Source organism: Kitasatospora phosalacinea, assembly GCF_030268885.1.
In the GTDB taxonomy this organism is placed as follows: Bacteria; Actinomycetota; Actinomycetes; order Streptomycetales; family Streptomycetaceae; genus Kitasatospora; species Kitasatospora phosalacinea_C.
In genome coordinates, this window is the sequence record NZ_BSSA01000047.1 from 18,244 (window position 1) to 40,031 (window position 21,788).

A 21,788-nucleotide genomic window follows, 5' to 3' on the forward strand; every position below is an offset into this window, starting at 1 on the left:
GGTAACCGCAGGCTACGACCGGCCGGACGGCCCGGGCATGCGCCACTCGGTAGTGCTCGGACGACCCACTTGTCCGGCGCGGCCAGTGGCCGAAGATCGGCTGCGCGCCCGCGCACTCCACTACATTGGCCCCCGGGTGTGTCGGTGGGACGGCGATGCGGGTATGGCACCGCCGGCAACGTAGGAGGGGCCCGAAGTGGAACTGAACGACGCGAGAACCCGACCCGCCCACCCCCATCTCCCCCCGCCCCGCGCCCCCTTCCACCTCACCACCTGGGTCACCGCCCCCCGCCCCGAGGCCGCCCCCGGCATCTACCGGCAGCACCACACCCCGCACGACCCCAAGGCCGCCGAACAGGCCACCACCCCGGCGGGGCCGCTACTGCTGCGGGCGGCGCTGAACCTGCTGGCCGCCTGGCTGGTGTTCATCTACGGCCGCGGACTCGCGCTGTCCGGACTCGGCCTGCTCGGTCTCGGTTCCCTCTCGGAGATCCCGACCATCCTGGTCGCGCTCGCGGTCAACCTGCTGATCATCGTCGGGGTGATCAGGGTCTTCGGGTACATGGGCCGCTGGCGCGAGGTCGGTCGCCGCTTCCTGCTGCCGCTGCTGTCCCACACCGTCACCGAGGTCCCTCCCGCCCCCGAGGCGGCGCCCGTCGTGGACGTGTGGGCCGAGCTGCGGCCGGTCGGGGAGGCGGTGCGGCGGCTGGAGGGGGAGCCGGTCGGGGACGTGGACTACGTGCGGCTGCACCAGGCGTGGCGGACGGTGGGGAGCGACCCGGCGGCGTGGCAGGAGTTCGCCGCGCAGGTGGCGGCCCGGGGCGGGGCGGCGTGCGCGCACCCGTCCGAGCAGCGGGACCTGCCGGGCGGGCGGGCGGCGCGGCACGACCTGCTGGTGCGCCAGGTGCGGCTGGGGACGGCGCAGGACGTGCCGAAGAACCCGGTCGCGCACCGGAACGCGGGCTTCGCGCTGGACCCGCGGGTGCTGGGCACCTCGCTGCTGGCGGTCGGCCCGGCGGGCACCGGCAAGACCGCCGCGCTGGCCCGGCCGGTCGCCGAGGCGCTGTGCCTGCAGGCGCTGGCGGGCGCGGCCTGCGCCGTGGTGGTCGGTGCGTCCGACGCGGACCTCGGGCCCGACGACTGGTACGACGTGGTGATCGCCCCGGGCGACCCGGCGGCCCCGTACGGCCTGGACCTGTACGGTGCGGCGCCGCACTCGGACGAGGCGGCGGCCCGGCTGGCGGACGCGCTGCTGCCGGACGAGCTGGCGCCGCGGGCGGAGAGCGCCCGGGCCGCGATGCAGCAGGTGGTCGGGCCGTACCGGGCGGCGTACGGGCGGTACCCGGGGGTGCGGGCGCTGCGGGCGCTGCTGGCGGGGGACGCGGAGGGCTGGGCGGAGCTCGGCGAGCAGGTGCGGAAGTCGGGGCGGTGGGCGGAGTTCGAGGCCGACCTGCAGCAGCGCGAGCGGATGCACGGCCGGGCCGACGACCCGGGCGCGCTGCTCGCGGACCGGCTGGCGCTGCTGGACCGGCCCGCGCTGGCGGCCGGGTTCTCCGGCGGGCCGGACGCCAAGCCCGCGTTCGCGATGCGTGCGCTGGAGCACCCGCTGCGGGTGCGGGTGAAGCTGCCCGAGCGCAGCCACCCGGAGGCGGCCCGGATCCTGTCGCGGCTGCTGCTGGGCCAGTTCACCCAGGCGGCGGCCGACCGCCGGGACCGGGAGCTGTTCGCCGGGATGGTGCTGGACGACGCCACCGCGGCGGTCGACGCGCAGGCGATCCGCGGGATCCAGCGGCTGCGCGGCGCCAACGCGGGCGTGGTGCTGCTGCTGCGCACGCTGTCCGACCTGCCGGAGGCGCTGCGGGCGCCGCTGTTCGGCGCGGTCGGCAACCGGATGGCGTTCCCGGGCATCGCGCCCTGGGACGGCCGGCTGTTCTCCGAGGCGTGGGGCACCCACCTGGTGCGGGAGACCGCGGTGACGCACGTCCCGGACACCTCCGGGGGAACGGTGCGCCGGGCCGGGCGGCTGGTGCGCAAGGCGCTGTCCGGCACCACCGCGCAGACCGAGTCGGTCACCACCCGGGACGTCGAGCGGCACCGCTGGTCGCCGTCCGACCTGGCGCACGCGCTGCCGTCCGGGCACGCGGTGGTCTCGCTGACCTCGGTGACGGGGGAGCAGGTGCCGCCGCTGCTGGTGGACCTGCGGCACTGAGCCGGGAGGGGCGGCGGGGCGCGGACCGGTCATCGTTTGGGTCACGGAAGCTACGGACCGGCGGATTTCGGCACTCCGGGTTGTCCGGAGCGTCCATAATGGGAGGAGAACCCTCACTCGCCCGGCGGCAACGGCGCAGCCGGGTCGAACCACCGAAGGTGCCATGCCCCCCACTCTCGCCTCCGTCGTCCGCACCACCGCGCTGCACCTGACGGTCCTGGCCGGCGCGGACCACCTGGAGCGCCCCGTCCGCTGGGTCCACACCAGCGAGCTGGACGACCCCACCCCGTTCCTCGAGGGCGGCGAGCTGCTCCTCACCACCGGCATCAAGCTGGGCAAGGGCGCCGCCGAACTGCAGGCGTACGTGCACCGGCTGGCCGACGCGGGCGTGGTCGGCCTCGGGCTGGGGGTCGGGCTCTCGCACCGCGAGGTGCCGCAGGCGCTGGTGGAAGCCGCCGCCCACCGCGGGCTGCCGCTGCTGCGGGTGCCGGAGGCGACGCCGTTCATCGCGATCTCCAAGACCGTCTCGGCCGCGCTGGCCGCCGAGCAGTACGAGGCCGTCACCACCAGCTTCGAGGCGCAGGAGGAGCTGACCCGGGCCGCGCTCGGCAAGGACGGCACCACCGCCGTGGTGCGCCGGCTGGCGGCCCGGCTGGGCGGCTGGGCGGCGCTGTACGACGGCTCGGGCGCGCTGTCCGCGGTGGCCCCCGACTGGGCGGCCCGCCGGGCCGGCCGGCTGGCCGCCGAGGTCGACCGGCTGCGCCGCCGCCCCGCCCCGTCCAGCGCCGCGCTGCAGGGCCGGGCCGGGACGATCGACACCGCGGACGAGGACTACGTGGTGGTCCAGTCGCTGGGCGCCGACCGGCGTCCGCGCGGCTTCCTGGCGGTCGGCACCGAGGACCGGATCACCCCGACCGAGCGGTACGTGCTGAACGCCGCGGTCGCGCTGCTCACCCTCACCCTGGAGCGCTCGCGCGAGCTGCGGCAGGCCGAGGAGCGGATGGGCGCGGCGCTGCTGCGGATGGTGCTGGCCGGGGAGGTGGGCACCGCCCGGCAGGTCGCCGCGGGGCTGTTCGGCGGCCTGCCCGAGGGCACCGTCCGGGTGCTGGTCGCGGCCGCCGGGCCGGGGCCGGAGGCCGCGGAGGCGCTCGGCGAGCTCGGTGACCGGGCGGAGAACGCGGGCGGCAAGGTCGGCGAGAAGCTGCTGGTGGCCCGCGAGGACGGCGCGCACGGGCCGCGCCTGATGGTGCTCGCGCTGGACAACGGCTCGGTGCACCGGGCCTGCCTGGGCGCCGTCGAGGAGCACGAGGGCCTGGCGCTGGGCGTCTCCGCCCCCGCGGCCCTGGAGGACGCCGGGACGGCCCACGCCCAGGCCGAGCGGGCCCTGGCGGTGGCCCAGCGCGGCGGCCGCCGCACCGTCGACCACGAGGAGGTCGGCGCGGGTTCGCTGCTGCCGCTGCTGGGCGAGGAGGCCGTCACCGCCTTCGCCGAGGGCCTGCTGCGCCCGCTGCGCGAGCACGACCGCACCGCCCGCGGCGACCTGGTCGCCTCGCTGCGGGCCTGGCTCTCCCGGCACGGCCAGTGGGACGCCGCGGCGGCCGACCTGGGCGTGCACCGGCACACGCTGCGCTACCGGATGCGGCGGGTGGAGGAGCTGCTCGGGCGCTCGCTGGACGACACGGACGTCCGGATGGAGCTGTGGCTGGCGCTCAGGTCGGGGGAGGAGTAGGGCGGGGAGCGGGACGACCTGTCCTCCGCGACGTCCTAATCGGACCCCCGGTTTCGTCCCGTCCGTCCAATCGGAAACCCCGATGCCGCGCCCTACCGTGAAGGCGACAAGTCTTCGAAGGAAGGGGGCGGTGCGACCGTGACCACCACTCATCAGTTCTGGCTGGCCGGGCGGCGGGCGAGCGGCGAGACGGCGTTCGAGGTGCGCCACCCGCACGACGGCAGCCTGGTGGCGACGGTCGGCGTGCCGACGGACGCGCAGGTGGAGGAGGCCGTGGCGGCCGCCGCGGCCGCGGTGCCGGTGTTCGCCGCGACCCCGGCGCACCAGCGGGCGACCGCGCTGGACCACGTCGCCAGGCGGCTGGCCGAGCGCACCGAGGAGATCGCGAAGCTGATCACCGCGGAGAACGGCAAGCCGATCAAGTGGGCGCGCGGCGAGGTCGGCCGGGCCGTGTCGGTGTTCCGCTGGGCCGCCGAAGAGGCGCGCCGCACCAACGGCGAGACCATGCGGCTGGACACCGACCCGGGCGGCACCGGCCGGTACGCGATCGTGCGGCGCTTCCCGCGCGGCGCGGTGCTGGGCATCGCGCCGTTCAACTTCCCGCTGAACCTGGTGGCGCACAAGGTGGCCCCGGCGATCGCGGTGGGCGCGCCGATCATCCTGAAGCCCGCTCCGGCCACCCCGCTGTCCGCCCTGGTGCTGGGCGAGATCCTGGCCGAGACCGACCTGCCGGCCGGCTCCTGGAGCGTGCTGCCGGTGGAGAACGCCAAGATGCCCGCCCTGGTGCAGGACGAGCGCCTGCCGGTGATCTCGTTCACCGGCTCGGACAAGGTCGGCTACCAGATCATGGACTCGGTGCCGCGCAAGCACGTCACCCTGGAGCTCGGCGGCAACGCCGCGGCCGTGGTGCTGGCCGACTGGAACTCCGAGGCGGACCTCGACTGGGCGGCGAGCCGGATCGCGCTGTTCGCCAACTACCAGGGCGGCCAGTCCTGCATCTCGGTGCAGCGGGTGATCGCCGACGCGAGCGTCTACGACCGCCTGGTGGAGAAGGTCGTCGAGAAGGTGCGGGCGCAGGTCACCGGCGACCCGTCGGACGAGGCCACCGACGTCGGCCCGCTGGTGGACGAGAACGCCGCCCAGCGCGTCGAGTCCTGGGTCGAGGACGCGGTCGCCAAGGGCGCCAAGGTGCTGACCGGCGGCAGCCGGGACGGCGCCGCGTACGCCCCGACCGTGCTGGCCGAGCTGCCCGCGGACGCCATCCTGGCCCGGGCCGAGGTGTTCGGCCCGGTGCTGTCGCTGCACCGGGTGGAGGGCACCGAGGAGGCGTTCGCCGCGGTCAACGACTCGGCGTTCGGCCTGCAGGCGGGCGTGTTCACGCACGACGTGCAGACCGCGTTCCGGGCCCACCGGGAGCTGGAGGTCGGCGGCGTGGTGATCGGCGACGCGCCGTCCTACCGGGCCGACCAGATGCCGTACGGCGGCGTGAAGGACTCCGGCGTGGGCCGCGAGGGCGTGCGCTACGCGATGGAGGACTTCACCTTCGAGAAGGTGCTGGTCCTCACCGGCCTCGACCTCTGAGACCGCTGAGCCGCCGCTGAGCGCCCCGCCCCCGCACCGTCGCGGGGGCGGGGCGCCGCGCGCGTTCCGGGAGGCGGAACGCCGGACGGGTTCCGGCCGGGGCGGGCCCGGTGGCAGGACACAATGGTGGGCATGAACTCGCTCGCCCATCCGCAGTCGCGCTTCACTCCGGTCGTCCGGGACCCGCAGGGCCCCCGGGAGTTGGTCATCCTGGGCTCGACCGGCTCGATCGGCACCCAGGCCATCGACGTGGTGCTCCGCAACCCCGACCGGTTCCGGGTGGTCGCGCTGTCCGCGGCCGGCGGCCGGGTGGAGCTGCTCGCCGAGCAGGCCCTCGCGCTCGGGGTGCACACCGTCGCGGTGGCCGACCCGGCCGCCGAGCGGCCGCTGCGCGAGGCGCTGGCCGCCGGGGCGGCCGGGGCCCCGCTGCCGCAGCTCCTGGTGGGCCCGGACGCGGCCACCGAACTGGCCGCGCTGGAGTGCCACTCGGTGCTGAACGGCATCACCGGCTCGATCGGCCTGGCCCCGACGCTGGCCGCGCTGCGGGCGGGCCGGGTGCTGGTGCTGGCGAACAAGGAGTCGCTGATCGTCGGCGGGCCGCTGGTCAAGGCGGTCGCGCAGCCCGGCCAGATCGTGCCGGTGGACTCCGAGCACGCCGCGCTGTTCCAGGCGCTGTCCGGCGGCACCCGCGCCGAGGTCCGCAAGCTGGTGGTGACGGCCAGCGGCGGCCCGTTCCGCAACCGCACCCGCGAGCAGCTGGCGGGCGTGACCCCCGCCGAGGCGCTGGCGCACCCGACCTGGGCGATGGGCCCGGTGGTGACGATCAACTCGGCGACCCTGGTGAACAAGGGCCTGGAGGTGATCGAGGCGCACCTGCTGTACGACGTGCCCTTCGACCGGATCGAGGTGGTGGTCCATCCGCAGTCGGTCGTTCATTCGATGGTGGAGTTCACGGACGGCTCCACGCTGGCCCAGGCGAGCCCGCCGGACATGCGGATGCCGATCGCGCTGGGCCTCGGCTGGCCGGACCGGGTGCCCGACGCGGCCCCCGGCTGCGACTGGACCAAGGCCGCGACCTGGGAGTTCTTCCCGCTGGACGACGTGGCCTTCCCCGCCGTCGAGCTGGCCCGCGAGGTCGGTACGCTCGGCGGGACGGCCCCCGCGGTCTTCAACGCCGCGAACGAGGAATGTGTGGACGCTTTCCTGAAGGGCGCGCTGCCCTTCACCGGAATCGTGGACACTGTGGCGAAGGTGGTCGCCGAGCACGGCACCCCGGCGGCGGGAACTCCGCTCACGGTGGAGGACGTACTCCAGGCTGAGCACTGGGCCCGCGCCCGGGCCCGGGAGCTGGCGGCAGGTTAGGGACGACGGAGGCGGAGCGGTGGACAAGCTGATGTGGGTGCTGGGCGTCCTGATCTTCGTGGTCGGGCTGTTGTTCTCGATCGCCTGGCACGAGCTCGGCCACCTCTCCACCGCGAAGCTGTTCGGCATCCGCGTCCCGCAGTACATGGTCGGCTTCGGGAGGACCATCTGGTCGACCAGGCGGGGCGAGACCGAGTACGGCCTCAAGGCGATCCCGTTCGGCGGCTACATCCGGATGATCGGCATGTTCCCGCCGGGGGCGGACGGCCGGATAACGAAGCGGTCCTCCTCGCCCTGGCGGAGCATGATCGAGGACGCCCGGGCGGCCTCGTACGAGGAGCTGCAGCCCGGTGACGAGACCCGGCTGTTCTACACCCGCAAGCCGTGGAAGCGCGTCATCGTGATGTTCGCGGGGCCGGGCATGAACCTGGTCCTGGCGATCGGGCTGTTCCTCGCCCTGTTCATGGGCATCGGCGTCACCCGGTCCACGCCGACCATCCAGTCGGTCAGCGAGTGCGTCGTCCCGGTCAGCGCCCAGACCGACACCTGCGCGCCGGGCGCCGAGAAGTCCCCGGCCAACGCGGCCGGGCTGCGGGCGGGCGACACCGTGCTGGCCTTCGGCGGCGTGCGGATCCACGACTACGACCAGTTGCAGGGCCTGATCCGGGACTCGGCGGGCCGGCACGTGGACGTCGAGGTCCGGCACCGGGACGGCAGCACCCAGACGCTGGCCGCCGACATCAAGACCAACACCCTCGCCGCGCTGGACAAGGACGGCTACCCGGTCAAGGGCCAGACCGTCACCGCGGGCTTCCTCGGCATCACCCCCGCCACCGGCGTCCACCACATGTCGGTCGGCGAGAGCGCCGACGAGATGGCGAAGATGGCCAGGCACGGCGTGGAGTCGCTGACCCAGCTGCCCGGCAAGATCCCCGGCCTGTGGCACGCCGTCGTCGACGGCGCCCCGCGCGAGCAGGACTCCCCGGTCGGCATGGTCGGCGCGGCCCGGCTCGGCGGCGACGTGTTCGCGATGGACCTGCCCGCCACCCAGCAGCTGGCCTTCTTCGTCCAGATGCTCGCGTACATGAACTTCATGCTGTTCCTGTTCAACATGCTGCCGCTGCTGCCGCTGGACGGCGGCCACATCGCCGGGGCGCTGTGGGAGTCGGTGCGCCGCACCGCCGCCAAGGTGCTGCGGCGGCCCGACCCCGGGCCGTTCGACGTGGCCCGGCTGATGCCGCTGGCCTACGTGGTCGCCGGGATCTTCGTCTGCTTCACCGGCCTCGTGATGGCCGCCGACATCGTCAACCCGGTGCGCATCAACTAGCCGCGCGCCACCCGCGGCCGGGTGTGCTCCGCCACCCGGCCGTGGCGTACCGTTGGACGCCGGGCGCCCCCGCCACCGCGGGCGCGCCCCGACTCACCGAACCTCTCCAGAGGAAAAAACTGCGCACATGACCGCGATCTCGCTCGGTATCCCTTCCCTGCCGCTCAAGCCGCTGGCCCAGCGCCGCCACTCGCGTCAGATCATGGTCGGCAACGTGCCGGTCGGCGGCGACGCGCCGGTCTCGGTGCAGTCGATGACCACCACCCTCACCTCCGACGTCAACGCCACCCTGCAGCAGATCGCCCAGCTGACCGCCTCCGGCTGCCAGATCGTCCGGGTCGCCGTCCCCTCGCAGGACGACGCCGACGCGCTGCCGATCATCGCCAGGAAGTCGCAGATCCCGGTCATCGCCGACATCCACTTCCAGCCGAAGTACGTGTTCGCGGCGATCGACGCGGGCTGCGCCGCCGTCCGGGTCAACCCCGGCAACATCAAGGCCTTCGACGACAAGGTCGGCGAGATCGCCAAGGCGGCCAAGGACGCGGGCGTGCCGATCCGGATCGGCGTCAACGCCGGGTCGCTCGACAAGCGGCTGCTGGAGAAGTACGGCCGGGCCACCCCCGAGGCGCTGGTGGAGTCCGCGCTGTGGGAGTGCTCGCTCTTCGAGGAGCACGACTTCCGCGACATCAAGATCTCGGTCAAGCACAACGACCCGGTCGTGATGATCAACGCCTACCGGCAGCTCGCCGCGGCCTGCGACTACCCGCTGCACCTGGGCGTCACCGAGGCCGGGCCCGCCTTCCAGGGCACCATCAAGTCCGCGGTGGCCTTCGGCGCGCTGCTGGCCGAGGGCATCGGCGACACCATCCGGGTCTCGCTCTCCGCCCCGCCGGCCGAGGAGATCAAGGTCGGCATCCAGATCCTGGAGTCGCTGAACCTGCGCCAGCGCGGCCTGGAGATCGTCTCCTGCCCGTCCTGCGGCCGCGCCCAGGTCGACGTCTACAAGCTCGCCGAGGAGGTCACCGCCGGCCTGGAGGGCATGGAGGTGCCGCTGCGGGTCGCCGTCATGGGTTGCGTCGTCAACGGCCCCGGCGAGGCCCGCGAGGCCGACCTCGGCGTGGCCTCCGGCAACGGCAAGGGCCAGATCTTCGTCAAGGGCGAGGTGATCAAGACCGTGCCCGAGTCGAAGATCGTCGAGACCCTGATCGAGGAGGCCATGAAGCTGGCCGAGCAGATGCAGGAGGAGGGCGTCGAATCCGGCGCCCCCGTGGTCGTGGCCGCCGAGTGACGGCCTGAAGTCCCCCGGCGGGGCCGCCCCAGCGGGCGGCCCCGCCCGTCCGAGAGGTGCCCCCGTGCTCGACCGAGGTGTGATGCTGCCCGGCCCGTTCCAGGCCGCCCGGGCGCTCGCCGCCACCCGCGTGCTGGAGGCCCCCGACCTCGACGACGCGCTGGAGATCCTGCACCGCGACCCGGTCGCCAACGCCTTCGTCGCCACCCGGGTGGAGGCCGTCGGCCTCGACCCCTGGCGGCTCGGCGGCGAGATGTGGGGCTGGCACGACGCCGACGGCCGGCTCGACGCGCTCTGCTACGCCGGGGCCAACCTCGTCCCGGTCGGCGCCGGACCGGAGGCCGTCCGGGCCTTCGCCGAACGCGCCCGGCGGCAGGGCCGCCGCTGCTCCTCCATCGTCGGCCCCGCCGAGGCCACGGCCACCCTCTGGGCGCTGCTGGAGCGCTCCTGGGGCCCGGCCCGCGACGTCCGCGCCCACCAGCCGCTGATGGCCACCTCCACGCCCGTCACCGAGGTCGCCCCCGACCCGCTGGTGCGCCGGGTCGGCCGCGCCGAGATCGAGGCGCTGATGCCCGCCTGCGTGGCCATGTTCACCGAGGAGGTCGGCATCTCCCCGCTGGCCGGGGACGGCGGGCTGCTCTACCAGGCCCGGGTCGCCGAACTGGTCTCCACCGGACGCTCGTTCGCCCGCTTCGACGAGGACGGCAAGGTCGTCTTCAAGGCCGAGATCGGCGCCGTCACCGCGGGGGCCTGCCAGATCCAGGGCGTCTGGGTCGCCCCCGAGCACCGCGGCAAGCGGCTCTCCGAGACCGGCATGGCCGCCGTGGTCAACACCGCCCTCGCCGAGGTCGCCCCCGTCGTCTCGCTGTACGTCAACGACTTCAACGTCCGGGCCCGGGCCGCCTACCGCCGGGTCGGCTTCCGCGAGGTCGGCGCGTTCATGAGCGTGCTGTTCTGACCCGTCGTCAGGACCGGGACGGGTCGCGCAGCGGCAGGTGGGCGCCCATCACCGCGTACGGGCGGGCCGTGTTCGGGAAGTGCACCGCCAGGGCCAGGTCCCGGTAGCCGAGCGAGCGGTACAGCCGCCGGGCCGGGGTCTCCGCGTCGATCGCCGACAGGATCGACCGGTCCAGGCCGGAGCGCTCGCACAGCGAACGGATCAGCCGGGTGCCCACGCCCAGGCCCTGGAACTCCGGCAGCACGTGCAGTTCGGTCACCGCGAACACGCCGTCCAGCCAGCCCTCGTGGCCGCGCGCCGCCAGGTACGGCTCGATCACCGTCGACCACCAGTGCGACCGCTGGTTCGGCATCCCGTACCCGAACCCGACCAGCCGCCCCTGCGCCATCGCACCCAGCGCCACCACCCCCGGCTGCAGCGCGTGCCGCCCCACGATCGGCAGCCGCACCGCGACCTCGTGCGGCCCCAGCCCGAACGCGACCGCCTGGACCTCCAGCACGGCGGGCGCCCACGCCGCCAGGTCGATGGCCTCGATCGTCACCCCGGTGAGCTGCTCCATGAAGCGGGACGTTACTACCTGCCGCCGCGGGCGGCCGACCGCCCCGGCTCACAGCCAGGCGGCGAACTCCAGATGGAGCTCGGCCGTCGCCGCGTCGCCCGCCGCGAACGCCCCCAGCGCGGTGTCCACCGCCCGCAGCAGCGTCCACGCCCGGACCCGGTCGGCGGACAGCTCCACCGCCTCCGCGAGCTGCGCCAGCCGCCGCCGCGCCGCACCGCGCGGGCCCGGCGAGGCGGCCAGCGTGTCGATCCGGTCCAGCACCAGCCGGGCCAGGTCGTACGCCCGGTCGCCGACCACCGGACGCGGTGCCACCGCCAGCCACGGGGAGCGGTCCGCGGCCAGCACCCGGCCGTGCTGGAAGTCGCCGTGCAGCAGCCAGTCGCCGCCGCTGCCGTCCGCGGCCAGCGCCACCGCCTCCAGCGCCTCGTCCACCAGCGGTCCGGCGTCGAGCGCCGCGGGCAGCGCACGGCGCTCGGTGAGCCGGGCGGCGGTCCGGGCGGCGCGGTCCGCCAGCGGTTCGAACGGGTGCCCCGGCGGGGCCTGCACCCACAGCCGGCGCAGCAGGCTGGTCGCCTCCAGCATCGCCTTCGCCTCGGCCAGCGAACGCAGCGGGATCTCGCCGTGCAGGCGCTCCAGCAGCAGCGCCCCGTCCGCCTCGTCCAGCAGCAGCACCGCGCCCCGTCCGGCCCACACCCGCAGCGCCGCCGCCTCGGCGGACGGCCGGGACACCTTCAGCACGACGGGCGCCAGGTCGTCCGCGCGGTGCGCGTACACCACCACGCTGCGCCGACCGCCCGGTTCGACCGTCCGCTCCGGCACCAGGTGCCACTGGGCGAGCCGCTGCGCGACGGTCTCCGGCAGCCCCGCCAGCCAGGCCGCGGCGGCGGGGGTGCCCTCCGAGCGCACCGATTCGGCGAGACGTTCGGGGACGCTGAACTGCGCGGGTTGTGCCATGACAGCGATTATCCGGGGCGGGGGGGCGAAACCTGGGGAGGCGACGGAACCCGGAGCCGACGTGCGCACCGGCGGTGCACCGTGAGCGGACCCGTGCCCGCCGTTCCCCGGGCCCCTGGCGGGGCCCTCGCGGCGGGGTCCGGTCACTGCTCCGCGGAGAGGCCGGGGAGGGCGGGGAGGTCGGCGCCCCAGTGGGCGGCGCGGAGGGTGCAGTCGCGCAGGGCGGCGGCGGCCTGGTCGCGGTAGGTGGGGGCGGCGGCGAGGTCGGCGTAGGCGGCGGTGAGCTGGGTCTCCAGGTGGGCGGCCAGTTGGACGGCGGTCGCGGCGTCCTTGACCGGGAAGGGCAGCCGGTAGCCGGGGGCCGCGGCGGTGGGGGAGGCGCCCCCGGTGGCCAGGACGCGCTGCCAGGCGTCGCGCCGGGCCTGGTGCGCGGCGTACGTGGCGCGGGCGTCCTCGCGCTGGGGCCCGGCGGGCAGGAAGGCGCCGACGACGCCGTAGCCGTAGACGGCGGCGTGCTCGGCGGCGAGGGCCGCCTGCAGGGCCGCGGTGTCGGCGGCGGGCACCGCGGGGGCGGAGGCCGAGGCGGACGGGGACGGGGAGGGAGAGGGGGCCGCGGAGGCGGTGGTGTCGCCGAGGGCCGCCGCGTGGGCCGCGCCGGAGGCGGCGACCGAGGCGAGGGTGCGGGCCAGGTCGGGGGAGGCCGCGGCGAGGTCGGCCAGCCGCAGGGCGGCGGTGCGCTGCTCGGCCGCGGCCAGGTCGGCGGCCGTCGCGGCGGAGGGGGAAGCGGAGGGGGACGACGGGGGCGGGGAGGCGGAGGGGGAGGGCGAGGCGGAGGGCAGCGTCCGGGCGAGCGCCTCGCGGTGCTGGACGACGTCCGCGCGCAGGTCGCCGAGCTTGCCGGGGTCGGCGCCCGGAGCGGCGAGTGCGGCGTCGTACCGGGCCAGCAGGGCGTCGGTGGCGGCGAGTTGACGCAGCCGCAGCGGGCGGTCGGGGTCCGCGGCCGGTGACTGCGCGGGCTTCGCGGGGTGGTCGTCGGTGCAGCCGCAGAGCAGCTGGAGTCCGGTGAGCGCCCCGAGGGCCAGGAAGGTCCGCCGTGTCGGCGCGGGCATCGGTGCTCCAGCGGGCTCGGTGGGGGCCTGGTGTCCCCCGTCGGGAGAATCTTTACCGGAGCCGCACAGGCTCCGTACGGAGCTTGGACGGTACCCGACCGTTGTGAGGTTCCTCGCAGGGGGTGCGGGCGGTCCGGGTCGGAATCGGCGGTTCGGGGGTTGACCCGATAGGCTTCGCGATGAGTTAGCACCTTCGACAACAGCAGACGCGGCCGAGGAGTCACCCGGATGAGCACCACCCCCACCGACCGGCTGCGCGCTTTGTTGGAGCCGCTGGCAGCCGAGGCCGGGCTCGACCTGGAAGAGGTCAAGGTGACCCAGGCCGGCAGCCGCCGCCAGGTGCAGGTCGACGTGGACGCCGACGGCGGCGTCGACCTCGACGCGATCGCCGAGTTCTCCCGCCTGGTCGGCCAGGCGCTGGACGAGTCCGACCTGATGGGCGAGGCCCCGTACCTGCTGGAGGTCGGCTCCCCGGGCGCCGAGCGCCCGCTGAACGAGCCGCGGCACTGGCGCCGGGCGACCGGCCGGCTGGCGGCGGTCAAGCTGGTGGACGGCGCGGAGCTGACCGCGCGGGTGCTGGAGAGCGACGAGGACGGCGTGCTGGTCGAGGTGCAGCCGGTCAAGGGGCGCGGCCGCCCCAAGGAGCGCCGACTGGAGTTCGCGGAGATCGCGCGGGCCCGGGTGCAGGTCGAGTTCAACCGCAAGGACGAGGAACTGCTCGACGCCGCCGCCGACATCGCGGACGTGGACGAAGAGGAAGAGGAGGCGTAGTCGTGGACATCGACATGAGTGCCCTGCGCGGGCTGGTCACCGAGAAGGGCGTGCCGTTCGACCTGCTGGTCGAGTCGATCGAGTCGGCCCTCCTCATCGCGTACCACCGCACCGAGGGCTCGCGCCGCCGGGCGCGGGTGGAGCTGAACCGCAAGACCGGCCACGTGACGGTCTGGGCGCTGGAGGACGCCTCCGAGCTGGAGGAGGGCGTCGAGCCGAAGGAGTTCGACGACACCCCGTCGGGCTTCGGCCGGATCGCCGCGTCCACCGCCAAGCAGGTCATCCTGCAGCGGCTGCGGGACGCCGCGGACGACCAGACCTTCGGCGAGTACGCGGGCAAGGAGGGCGACATCGTCACCGGTGTCGTCCAGCAGGGCAACGACCCGAAGAGCGTGCTGGTCGACATCGGCAAGCTGGAGGCCATCCTGCCGCCGCAGGAGCAGGTCCCGGGCGAGGACTACCGGCACGGCACCCGGCTGAAGTGCTACGTGGTGGGCGTGCGGCGCGGTGTCCGCGGGCCGTCGGTGACGCTCTCGCGCACCCACCCGAACCTGGTGAAGCGGCTGTTCGCGCTGGAGGTCCCGGAGATCGCGGACGGCTCGGTGGAGATCGCCGCGATCGCCCGCGAGGCCGGTCACCGCACCAAGATCGCGGTCTGGTCGCGCCGCCAGGGCCTGAACGCCAAGGGCGCCTGCATCGGCCCGAACGGCATGCGGGTGCGCGGCGTGATGGCCGAGCTGCACGGCGAGAAGATCGACATCGTCGACTGGTCGGAGGACCCGGCCGAGATGGTCGCCGCCGCGCTGTCCCCCGCCCGGGTGACGAAGGTGGAGATCGTCGACCTGGCCCAGCGCTCCGCCCGGGTGATCGTGCCGGACTACCAGCTGTCGCTGGCGATCGGCAAGGAGGGGCAGAACGCCCGTCTGGCCGCGCGGCTCACCGGCTGGCGGATCGACATCCGTCCGGACACCGAGGCCCCGGCCCAGGAATCCTCGGACCGGTAGCAACGTTGGCATGTGCCCCCGGGAATCTACTCGGCGGCGGTGAGTCCCTTCGGAGGGGTAGACTTGAACGTGTCTGGCCGGACGCATGTCCGGGCATGCCCTGAACGCACCTGCGTGGGCTGCCGCAAGCGCGCGGCCAAGCACGAGCTGCTGCGTGTCGTGGCGGGCGAGGGCGAGTGCGTCCCCGATCCCCGCGGCACTCTGCCGGGCCGGGGCGCGTATCTGCACCCCGACCCGAACTGCCTCGACCTCGCGGTCCGCCGCCGGGCGTTCCCCCGGGCCCTCAGGGCCCAGGGCGCGCTCGACCCCGGCGCCCTGCGGGAGCACCTCGGGGCGGGAGCAGGTCCGGCCGACCGGCAGTCGGCCCACTGACGGGCCTCGCGCCCGGCAACACGCACCAGCGCACGGCACGTGGTACGCCGCCGTGCGCCCCAGTCAGGTACCTCGCGAGATGGAAGTAGGTCGAGATTGCGATGAGCACTCGATGAGTACGCGATGAGTACGCCCATGAAGTAACGGCAGTCCGGCGGACGAATACCCCGGACGCATAGACAGGAGCGAAGTGGCTAAGGTCCGGGTATACGAACTCGCCAAGGAGCTTGGCTTGGAGAGCAAGGCCGTCATGGCCAAGCTCACCGAGCTGGGCGAGTTCGTGCGTTCGGCGTCCTCGACGATCGAGGCGCCGGTCGTGCGCAAGTTGACTGACGCTTTGGGAGCGACCCCGCCGTCCGGCGGCGCGTCCTCCGCGAAGCCGGGCCCGCGGAAGCCCGCGGCGCCCCAGCCGTCCGGCGGTGCCGGTTCGGCCGCACCCAAGCCGGGTGCCCCCACCCCCGGCCCGCGTCCCACCGCGGCGCCGGGCCCCCGTCCGACTCCGGCCGCCCCCGCGCCCGCCGCGGGCCAGGCCGCCCCGAAGCCCGCCGGCGCCCCGACCCCGGGTCCGCGTCCGGCGGCGCCCGCCCCGGCCGCTCCGGCGCCCGCGGCGGAGTTCTCCTCCCCGGCCCCGGCCGGTGAGGCCCCGGCGCGTCCGGCCGCCCCGCGGCCGGCCCCGGCCAACCCCGCGGCCCGTCCGGGTCCGCGTCCGGCCGGTCCGCGTCCGGGCAACAACCCCTTCACCTCGGGCGGCGCCTCGGGCATGGCCCGTCCGTCCGCCCCGCGTCCGGGCGGTGCCCCGTCCGGCGAGCGCGGCCCGCGTCCCGGTGGCGAGCGCGGCCCCCGTCCGGCCGGTGCGCCGGGCGGCGAGCGCGGTCCCCGTCCCGGTGGCGCTCCGCGTCCCGGTGCTCCGGGTGCCGGTGCGCCGCGTCCGGGCGGTGCCCCGGCCGGTGAGCGCGGTCCCCGTCCCGGTGGCGCCCCGCGTCCCGGTGGCCCGGGTGCCGGTGCCCCCCGTCCCGACGGCATGCCGCGTCCGGCCGCTCCGCGTCCGGGCGGTGCGCCCAGCCCGTCCGGGATGCCCCGTCCGAACCCCGGCATGATGCCGCAGCGTCCGGGCCCGCGCCCGGGTCCGGGTGCCGGTGCGCGTCCGGGTGGCCCCGGTGCGCGTCCGGGTGCTCCGGGCGGTGCCCGTCCCGGCTTCCAGGGCCGTCCGGCCGGTCCGGGCTCGCGTCCGGCCGGTGGCGGCTTCGGCGGCCCCCGTCCGGGTGGCGGCGCCGGCGGTGGCGGCGGCTTCGGTGGCGGCGGTGCCCGTCCCGGCGGCTTCGGCGGTCGTCCCGGTGGCCCGGGTGCCCGTGGTGGCACGCAGGGCGCGTTCGGTCGCGGCCCCGGTGGCCGTCCGGCGCGCGGCCGGAAGTCGAAGCGCGCGAAGCGCCAGGAGTACGAGGCCATGCAGGCCCCGTCCGTCGGCGGTGTGATGCTGCCGCGCGGCAACGGGTCGACCGTTCGCCTGTCGCGCGGTGCGTCGCTGACGGACTTCGCGGAGAAGATCAACGCCAACCCGGCGGCGCTCGTCTCCGTCATGTTCAACCTCGGTGAGATGGTCACCGCCACCCAGTCGGTCTCCGACGCCACGCTGCAGCTGCTGGCCGACGAGATGGGCTTCGTGCTGGAGATCGTCAGCCGGGACGACGAGGACCGCGAGCTGCTGGAGTCGTTCGACATCGACTTCGGTGTCGACGAGGGCGACGAGGAGCAGCTGGCCCCGCGTCCGCCGGTGGTGACCGTCATGGGTCACGTCGACCACGGCAAGACCCGCCTGCTGGACGCGATCCGCAAGACCAACGTGGTCGCGGGCGAGGCCGGCGGCATCACCCAGCACATCGGTGCGTACCAGGTGGTCACCGAGGTGAACGGCGAGCAGCGCCCGATCACCTTCCTCGACACCCCGGGTCACGAGGCGTTCTCCGCCATGCGTGCCCGTGGTGCCAAGTCCACCGACATCGCGATCCTGGTGGTCGCGGCCAACGACGGCGTCATGCCGCAGACGGTCGAGGCGTTGAACCACGCCAAGGCCGCCGGCGTGCCGATCGTGGTCGCGGTCAACAAGATCGACGTCGAGGGCGCGGACCCGACCAAGGTCCGCGGCCAGCTCACCGAGTTCGGCCTGGTGGCCGAGGAGTACGGCGGCGACACCATGTTCGTCGACATCTCCGCCCGCCAGGGCCTCAACATCGAGGAGCTGCTGGAGGCCGTGGTCCTGACCGCGGACGCCTCCCTCGACCTGCGCGCCAACCCGGAGCAGGACGCCCAGGGCATCGCGATCGAGGCCCACCTGGACAAGGGCCGCGGCGCCATGGCGACGCTGCTCGTCCAGCGCGGCACCCTGCGGGTCGGCGACTCGATCGTGGTCGGCGACTCCTACGGCCGCGTCCGCGCGATGCTGGACGAGAACGGCAACAGCCTCTCCGAGGCCGGCCCGTCCCGTCCGGTGCTGCTGCTCGGTCTGACCTCGGTGCCCCGCGCCGGCGACAGCTTCATCGTCGTCGACGAGGACCGCACCGCCCGCCAGATCGCCGAGAAGCGCGCCGCCCGCGACCGCAACGCCTCGATGGCCCAGCGCCGCGTCCGCGTCTCGCTGGAGGGCTTCGAGGCCGCGCTGGCCGCCGGCAACATCGAGAAGCTCAACCTCATCATCAAGGGTGACGTCTCCGGTTCCGTCGAAGCCCTCGAGGACGCCCTCGTCAAGCTGGACGTGGGCGAGGAGGTCGAGCTGCGGGTGCTGCACCGCGGTGTGGGTGCCATCACCGAGTCCGACGTGGACCTGGCGATGGGCTCGGACGCCATCATCATCGGCTTCAACGTGCGCGCCGAGGGGCGTGCCCGTACCGCGGCCGAGCGCGAGGGCGTCGACATCCGGTACTACTCGGTCATCTACCAGGCGATCGAGGAGATCGAGGCCGCGCTCAAGGGCCTGCTCAAGCCCGAGTACGAGGAGGTGCGCCTCGGCTCCGCGGAGATCCGCGAGGTGTTCCGCTCCTCCAAGTTCGGCAACATCGCCGGTGTGCTCGTCCGCGAGGGCATCATCCGCCGCAACACCAAGGCGCGCCTGCTGCGCGACGGCAAGGTCGTGGCGGAGAACCTCAACATCGAGGGCCTGCGCCGCTTCAAGGACGACGCCACCGAGGTCCGCGAGGGCTTCGAGGCCGGTGTCACCCTGGGCTCGTTCAACGACATCAAGATCGAGGATGTCATCGAGACCTACGAGATGCGGGAGAAGCCGCGCTCGTAACAGGTGCTGAACCGGGGCCGGTCGGCGGGACGCTTTATCCCGTCGACCGGCCCCGGCCGCGCTTGTTAGGGTCGGGGCAGTCGGAAAACCCTTCGAGGCTCCCAGGCCGGCCCAGGCCTGTCCCCCATGTTCGTAGGAACACTCACCTTCGACCTGCTCCTCGGCGACGTGCACTCGCTCAAGGAGAAGCGGTCGATCGTGCGGCCCATCGTGGCCGAACTGCAGCGCAAGTACAGCGTGTGCGCCGCAGAGGTAGGCAACCAGGACCTGCACCGCAGGGCCGAGATCGGCTGTGCGGTGGTGTCCGGCGACGCCGGGTACGTCAGCGAGATCCTGGACAGCTGTGAGCGGCTCGTCGCCGGCCGCCCCGAGGTGGTGCTGCTCTCCGCGAGGAGGCGGTACCACCACGACGACGACGAATGACCTGCGGGAGTCACCACCGTCACACCCGCACAGGACCGAGAGCGCCCACAAGGCTGGGCGCGGGCGGGTACGTTGGGGAGAGGGCCCCACCGGGTGAGGTCATGACCCGGGGTACGCGCCTACTGCACGAGGAGGCAACGTGACCGACACCGCTAGGGCGCGCAAGCTCGCCGACCGCATCCAGGTGGTCGTGGCGGAGACCCTGCAGCGCCGGATCAAGGACCCGCGCCTGGGGTACGTCACCATCACCGACGCCCGGGTCACCGGGGACCTGCGCGAGGCCACCGTCTTCTACACCGTCTACGGTGACGAGACCGAGCGCGAGTCCAGCGCGGCCGCGCTGGAGAGCGCCAAGGGCATCCTGCGCTCCGAGGTCGGCAAGCAGACCGGGGTCCGGTTCACGCCGACCCTGACCTTCGTCGCCGACGCCCTGCCGGACAACGCCCGGAACATCGACGACCTGCTGGACAAGGCCCGGCTCTCCGACGCCGCCGTCCGCACCGCCGCCGCCGGAGCCGCGTACGCGGGCGACGCCGACCCGTACAAGTCGTCCCGCGACGACGACGAGGACGAGTGACCGTGGCCGGGGAGCCGGCCGAGTCCGGCGCCGTGAGGGCGGTCTCCACCGTTGAGGTGGAGACCGCCCTCGCGGTGCTTCCGGGCCCTCGCAGCGCGTCGTCGTCCGCCTCCGGGGCGGAGCCGGAGGCGGCGGGCGGGGCGGGCCGCTTCGAGGAGGAGTGGCGCCGCGCCCTCGAACTGGTCGCGGGCAGCGACGAGGTCGACCTGATCTGCCACATCTGCCCGGACGGCGACGCGCTCGGCTCGGCGCTGGCCGCCGCGCTGGCGCTGCGCGGCCTGGGCAAGCGGGTGCGGGTGTCGTTCGGCGACGACCCGCAGGTCATCCCCGAGTCGCTGTCCTTCCTGCCCGGGCAGGAGCTGATCGTCCCCGCCGCGGCGGTGCCCGCGGCGCCCGGGCTGGTGCTGGCCTTCGACGCCGCCTCCGAGGAGCGGCTCGGCCTGCTGCGGGACAGAGCCCTCGCGGCGGACGCGCTGGTGGTGTTCGACCACCACGCCTCCAACCCCGGCTTCGGCACCGTCCGGCTGATCGACCCGTCCGCGCCCGCCACCGCCGTCCTGGTGGACGAGCTGCTGCGGCGGCTGCGGGTGCCGCTCGACCAGTCCATCGCGACCTGCCTGTACACCGGCATCGCCACCGACACCGGCTCGTTCAAGTACCGGGCCACCACGCCCGCCACCCACGAGATGGCCGGGCGGATGCTGGCCACCGGCATCCGGCAGGACCTGATCTCCCGGCAGCTGTGGGACACCACCTCCTTCGGGTACCTCAAGGTGCTCGCCGGGGCGCTGGAGCGGGCCGCGTTCGAGCCCGAGGAGGCCGGCGGGCACGGGCTGGTGTGGACCTGGGTGCCGTACCAGGACCTGGCGCTGTTCGGCGTCACCGTCGAGGAGATCGAGGGCCTGATCGACGTGCTGCGCAAGCCCGCCGAGGCGGACGTCGCGCTGGTGCTCAAGCAGGACCCGGACGGCACGCTGCGCGGCTCCTGCCGCTCCCGCGGGGCGGTCGACGTCGCGGCGGCGTGCGCCCGGCTCGGCGGCGGCGGGCACGTGTACGCGGCCGGGTTCAGCACCCGGGAGGCGGTGGCGGACGCCGTGCAGCGGTTCCGGACGGCGCTGGCCGAGGTCGCCGCGGCGGCGGAGGCGGACCCCGCGGGGCCGGACGCGCGCTAGGCTCGTGCGGTTCGGTGGTCGGGCCGCGGGAGCGGCCGCGCAGGGATGCGCCCGGGATTTCGAAATGATGATGAAGCGATGAAGCGTAAAGGGACGGGCCCCGACGGGCTGGTCGTCGTCGACAAGCCGGAGGGCATCACCTCGCACGGCGTGGTCGCCAAGCTCCGCTGGCTGGCCGGGACGCGGAAGGTCGGCCACGCGGGCACCCTCGACCCGATGGCCACCGGCGTGCTGGTGATCGGCGTCGAACGGGCCACCCGGCTGCTCGGGCACCTGATGCTCACCGCCAAGACCTACGAGGCGACGATCCGGCTCGGGCAGACCACGATCACCGACGACCGGGAGGGCGAGGTCACCGCCTCCGTCCCGGCCGACGGGGTGGCGCGCGCGGCGATCGACGCCGGGATCGCCGCACTGACCGGCGAGATCATGCAGGTGCCGTCCAAGGTCAGCGCGATCAAGATCGACGGGAAGCGCTCGTACGCCCGGGTGCGCGAGGGCGAGGACTTCGAGATCGCCGCCCGGCCCACCACGGTGCACTCCTTCACCCTGCACGGGGTGCGGCCCGCCGTCGCCGAGGACGGCACGCCGGTGCTCGACCTGGACGTCACCGTCGAGTGCTCCTCCGGCACGTACATCCGGGCGCTGGCCCGCGACCTGGGCGCCGGGCTCGGCGTCGGCGGCCACCTGACCGCGCTGCGGCGCACCAGGGTCGGGCCGTACGGGGTCGAGTCGGCGCGCACGCTGGAGCAGCTGGAGGAGAAGCTGGAGGTGCTGCCGATCGCCGAGGCCGCGGCGGCCGCCTTCCCGCGCTGGGACGTCGACGCCGACCAGGCCCGGCTGCTCTCCAACGGCATGCGGCTGGACGCGCCCGGGCTGGGCGTGGACGGGCCGGTGGCGGTCTTCGACCCGGACGGGCGGTTCCTGGCGCTGGTCGAGGAGAGCGGCGGCAAGGCCAAGCCGGTGGCGGTGTTCGTCGGCTGAGAAAGTGTGGGGTAATTGATCAACTGCGTGGCGTGATCGCTGGGGGTGGTCGTCGCGGTCGAGATGTCCGCGATGATCGCCGCCATGTGTGTCTGCGCGTGCAAGCCGTCCTACGAGTCGTCT

The 21,788-nt window shown here is 74.5% G+C and carries 18 protein-coding genes; 15 read left to right on the top strand and 3 right to left on the bottom strand.

Annotated elements, in window-relative coordinates; translation table 11 throughout:
• The first annotated feature begins 196 nt into the window (after positions 1 to 196).
• From QSK52_RS37210 to QSK52_RS37240, 7 genes are all read left to right on the top strand, one after another.
• Positions 197 to 2,209, top strand: a complete 2,013-nt coding sequence (locus tag QSK52_RS37210; RefSeq protein WP_285740708.1) for an ATP-binding protein — start codon at positions 197 to 199, stop codon at positions 2,207 to 2,209.
• A 163-nt stretch (positions 2,210 to 2,372) separates the two neighbouring features.
• A complete protein-coding gene (locus QSK52_RS37215) occupies positions 2,373 to 3,938 on the top strand; it encodes a PucR family transcriptional regulator (RefSeq protein WP_285740709.1) in 1,566 nt (521 codons plus the stop codon).
• A 138-nt stretch (positions 3,939 to 4,076) separates the two neighbouring features.
• Entirely contained in the window at positions 4,077 to 5,519 is a 1,443-nt protein-coding gene (locus QSK52_RS37220) for an aldehyde dehydrogenase family protein (protein ID WP_285740710.1), read from the top strand.
• A 132-nt stretch (positions 5,520 to 5,651) separates the two neighbouring features.
• Complete coding sequence (gene dxr, locus QSK52_RS37225; protein ID WP_285740711.1) at positions 5,652 to 6,881, top strand: 1-deoxy-D-xylulose-5-phosphate reductoisomerase; 1,230 nt, start codon at positions 5,652 to 5,654, stop codon at positions 6,879 to 6,881.
• Positions 6,882 to 6,900: 19 nt separating this feature from the next.
• Complete coding sequence (locus QSK52_RS37230; protein ID WP_285740712.1) at positions 6,901 to 8,208, top strand: M50 family metallopeptidase; 1,308 nt, start codon at positions 6,901 to 6,903, stop codon at positions 8,206 to 8,208.
• A gap of 127 nt (positions 8,209 to 8,335) precedes the next feature.
• Entirely contained in the window at positions 8,336 to 9,496 is a 1,161-nt protein-coding gene (ispG, locus tag QSK52_RS37235) for a flavodoxin-dependent (E)-4-hydroxy-3-methylbut-2-enyl-diphosphate synthase (protein ID WP_033253947.1), read from the top strand.
• A gap of 82 nt (positions 9,497 to 9,578) precedes the next feature.
• Positions 9,579 to 10,454, top strand: coding sequence for a GNAT family N-acetyltransferase (locus tag QSK52_RS37240; RefSeq protein ID WP_285740724.1), 876 nt, complete (start codon positions 9,579 to 9,581; stop codon positions 10,452 to 10,454).
• 7 nt (positions 10,455 to 10,461) lie between these two features.
• Here the strand turns inward: QSK52_RS37240 and QSK52_RS37245 are convergent, their stop codons facing one another.
• From QSK52_RS37245 to QSK52_RS37255, 3 genes are all read right to left on the bottom strand, one after another.
• Positions 10,462 to 11,013 (bottom strand): GNAT family N-acetyltransferase, encoded by a 552-nt coding sequence (locus QSK52_RS37245; RefSeq protein WP_285740713.1) that lies wholly within the window; start codon positions 11,011 to 11,013, stop codon positions 10,462 to 10,464.
• Positions 11,014 to 11,061: 48 nt separating this feature from the next.
• Positions 11,062 to 11,967, bottom strand: a complete 906-nt coding sequence (locus tag QSK52_RS37250; RefSeq protein WP_285740714.1) for an aminoglycoside phosphotransferase family protein — start codon at positions 11,965 to 11,967, stop codon at positions 11,062 to 11,064.
• 143 nt (positions 11,968 to 12,110) lie between these two features.
• Complete coding sequence (locus QSK52_RS37255; protein WP_285740715.1) at positions 12,111 to 13,076, bottom strand: ferritin-like domain-containing protein; 966 nt, start codon at positions 13,074 to 13,076, stop codon at positions 12,111 to 12,113.
• A 228-nt stretch (positions 13,077 to 13,304) separates the two neighbouring features.
• Between QSK52_RS37255 and rimP the strand changes: the two genes are divergently transcribed.
• The 8 genes from rimP to truB all read left to right on the top strand — a co-directional run bounded on the left by rimP (position 13,305) and on the right by truB (position 21,665).
• On the top strand, positions 13,305 to 13,847 hold the full coding sequence (rimP, locus tag QSK52_RS37260; RefSeq protein ID WP_285740716.1) for a ribosome maturation factor RimP: 543 nt from the start codon (positions 13,305 to 13,307) through the stop codon (positions 13,845 to 13,847).
• A gap of 2 nt (positions 13,848 to 13,849) precedes the next feature.
• Positions 13,850 to 14,851, top strand: coding sequence for a transcription termination factor NusA (nusA, locus tag QSK52_RS37265; RefSeq protein ID WP_285740717.1), 1,002 nt, complete (start codon positions 13,850 to 13,852; stop codon positions 14,849 to 14,851).
• Between the two features lie 69 nt (positions 14,852 to 14,920).
• On the top strand, positions 14,921 to 15,223 hold the full coding sequence (locus tag QSK52_RS37270) for a YlxR family protein (RefSeq protein WP_285740725.1): 303 nt from the start codon (positions 14,921 to 14,923) through the stop codon (positions 15,221 to 15,223).
• Positions 15,224 to 15,413: 190 nt separating this feature from the next.
• Positions 15,414 to 18,509 (top strand): translation initiation factor IF-2, encoded by a 3,096-nt coding sequence (gene infB, locus QSK52_RS37275; RefSeq protein ID WP_285740718.1) that lies wholly within the window; start codon positions 15,414 to 15,416, stop codon positions 18,507 to 18,509.
• 126 nt (positions 18,510 to 18,635) lie between these two features.
• Positions 18,636 to 18,932, top strand: coding sequence for a DUF503 domain-containing protein (locus tag QSK52_RS37280; RefSeq protein WP_176190225.1), 297 nt, complete (start codon positions 18,636 to 18,638; stop codon positions 18,930 to 18,932).
• A 139-nt stretch (positions 18,933 to 19,071) separates the two neighbouring features.
• Positions 19,072 to 19,509, top strand: a complete 438-nt coding sequence (rbfA, locus tag QSK52_RS37285; RefSeq protein WP_285740719.1) for a 30S ribosome-binding factor RbfA — start codon at positions 19,072 to 19,074, stop codon at positions 19,507 to 19,509.
• A gap of 2 nt (positions 19,510 to 19,511) precedes the next feature.
• Positions 19,512 to 20,681 carry a DHH family phosphoesterase gene (locus QSK52_RS37290; protein ID WP_285740720.1) on the top strand — a complete coding sequence of 390 codons (1,170 nt, stop codon included), beginning with the start codon at positions 19,512 to 19,514 and terminating at the stop codon, positions 20,679 to 20,681.
• Between the two features lie 78 nt (positions 20,682 to 20,759).
• A complete protein-coding gene (truB, locus tag QSK52_RS37295) occupies positions 20,760 to 21,665 on the top strand; it encodes a tRNA pseudouridine(55) synthase TruB (RefSeq protein ID WP_285740721.1) in 906 nt (301 codons plus the stop codon).
• Positions 21,666 to 21,788 lie beyond the last annotated feature (123 nt).

Bases quoted from the DNA above. Each gene is read 5' to 3' on its own strand.
- QSK52_RS37215 (WP_285740709.1), top strand. From the start codon at position 2,373: ATGCCCCCCACTCTCGCCTCCGTCGTCCGCACCACCGCGCTGCACCTG.
- dxr (WP_285740711.1), top strand. From the start codon at position 5,652: ATGAACTCGCTCGCCCATCCGCAGTCGCGCTTCACTCCGGTCGTCCGG.
- ispG (WP_033253947.1), top strand. From the start codon at position 8,336: ATGACCGCGATCTCGCTCGGTATCCCTTCCCTGCCGCTCAAGCCGCTG.
- QSK52_RS37240 (WP_285740724.1), top strand. From the start codon at position 9,579: ATGCTGCCCGGCCCGTTCCAGGCCGCCCGGGCGCTCGCCGCCACCCGC.
- QSK52_RS37245 (WP_285740713.1), bottom strand. From the start codon at position 11,013: ATGGAGCAGCTCACCGGGGTGACGATCGAGGCCATCGACCTGGCGGCG.
- QSK52_RS37250 (WP_285740714.1), bottom strand. From the start codon at position 11,967: ATGGCACAACCCGCGCAGTTCAGCGTCCCCGAACGTCTCGCCGAATCG.
- QSK52_RS37255 (WP_285740715.1), bottom strand. From the start codon at position 13,076: ATGCCCGCGCCGACACGGCGGACCTTCCTGGCCCTCGGGGCGCTCACC.
- rimP (WP_285740716.1), top strand. From the start codon at position 13,305: ATGAGCACCACCCCCACCGACCGGCTGCGCGCTTTGTTGGAGCCGCTG.
- QSK52_RS37280 (WP_176190225.1), top strand. From the start codon at position 18,636: ATGTTCGTAGGAACACTCACCTTCGACCTGCTCCTCGGCGACGTGCAC.
- truB (WP_285740721.1), top strand. From the start codon at position 20,760: ATGAAGCGTAAAGGGACGGGCCCCGACGGGCTGGTCGTCGTCGACAAG.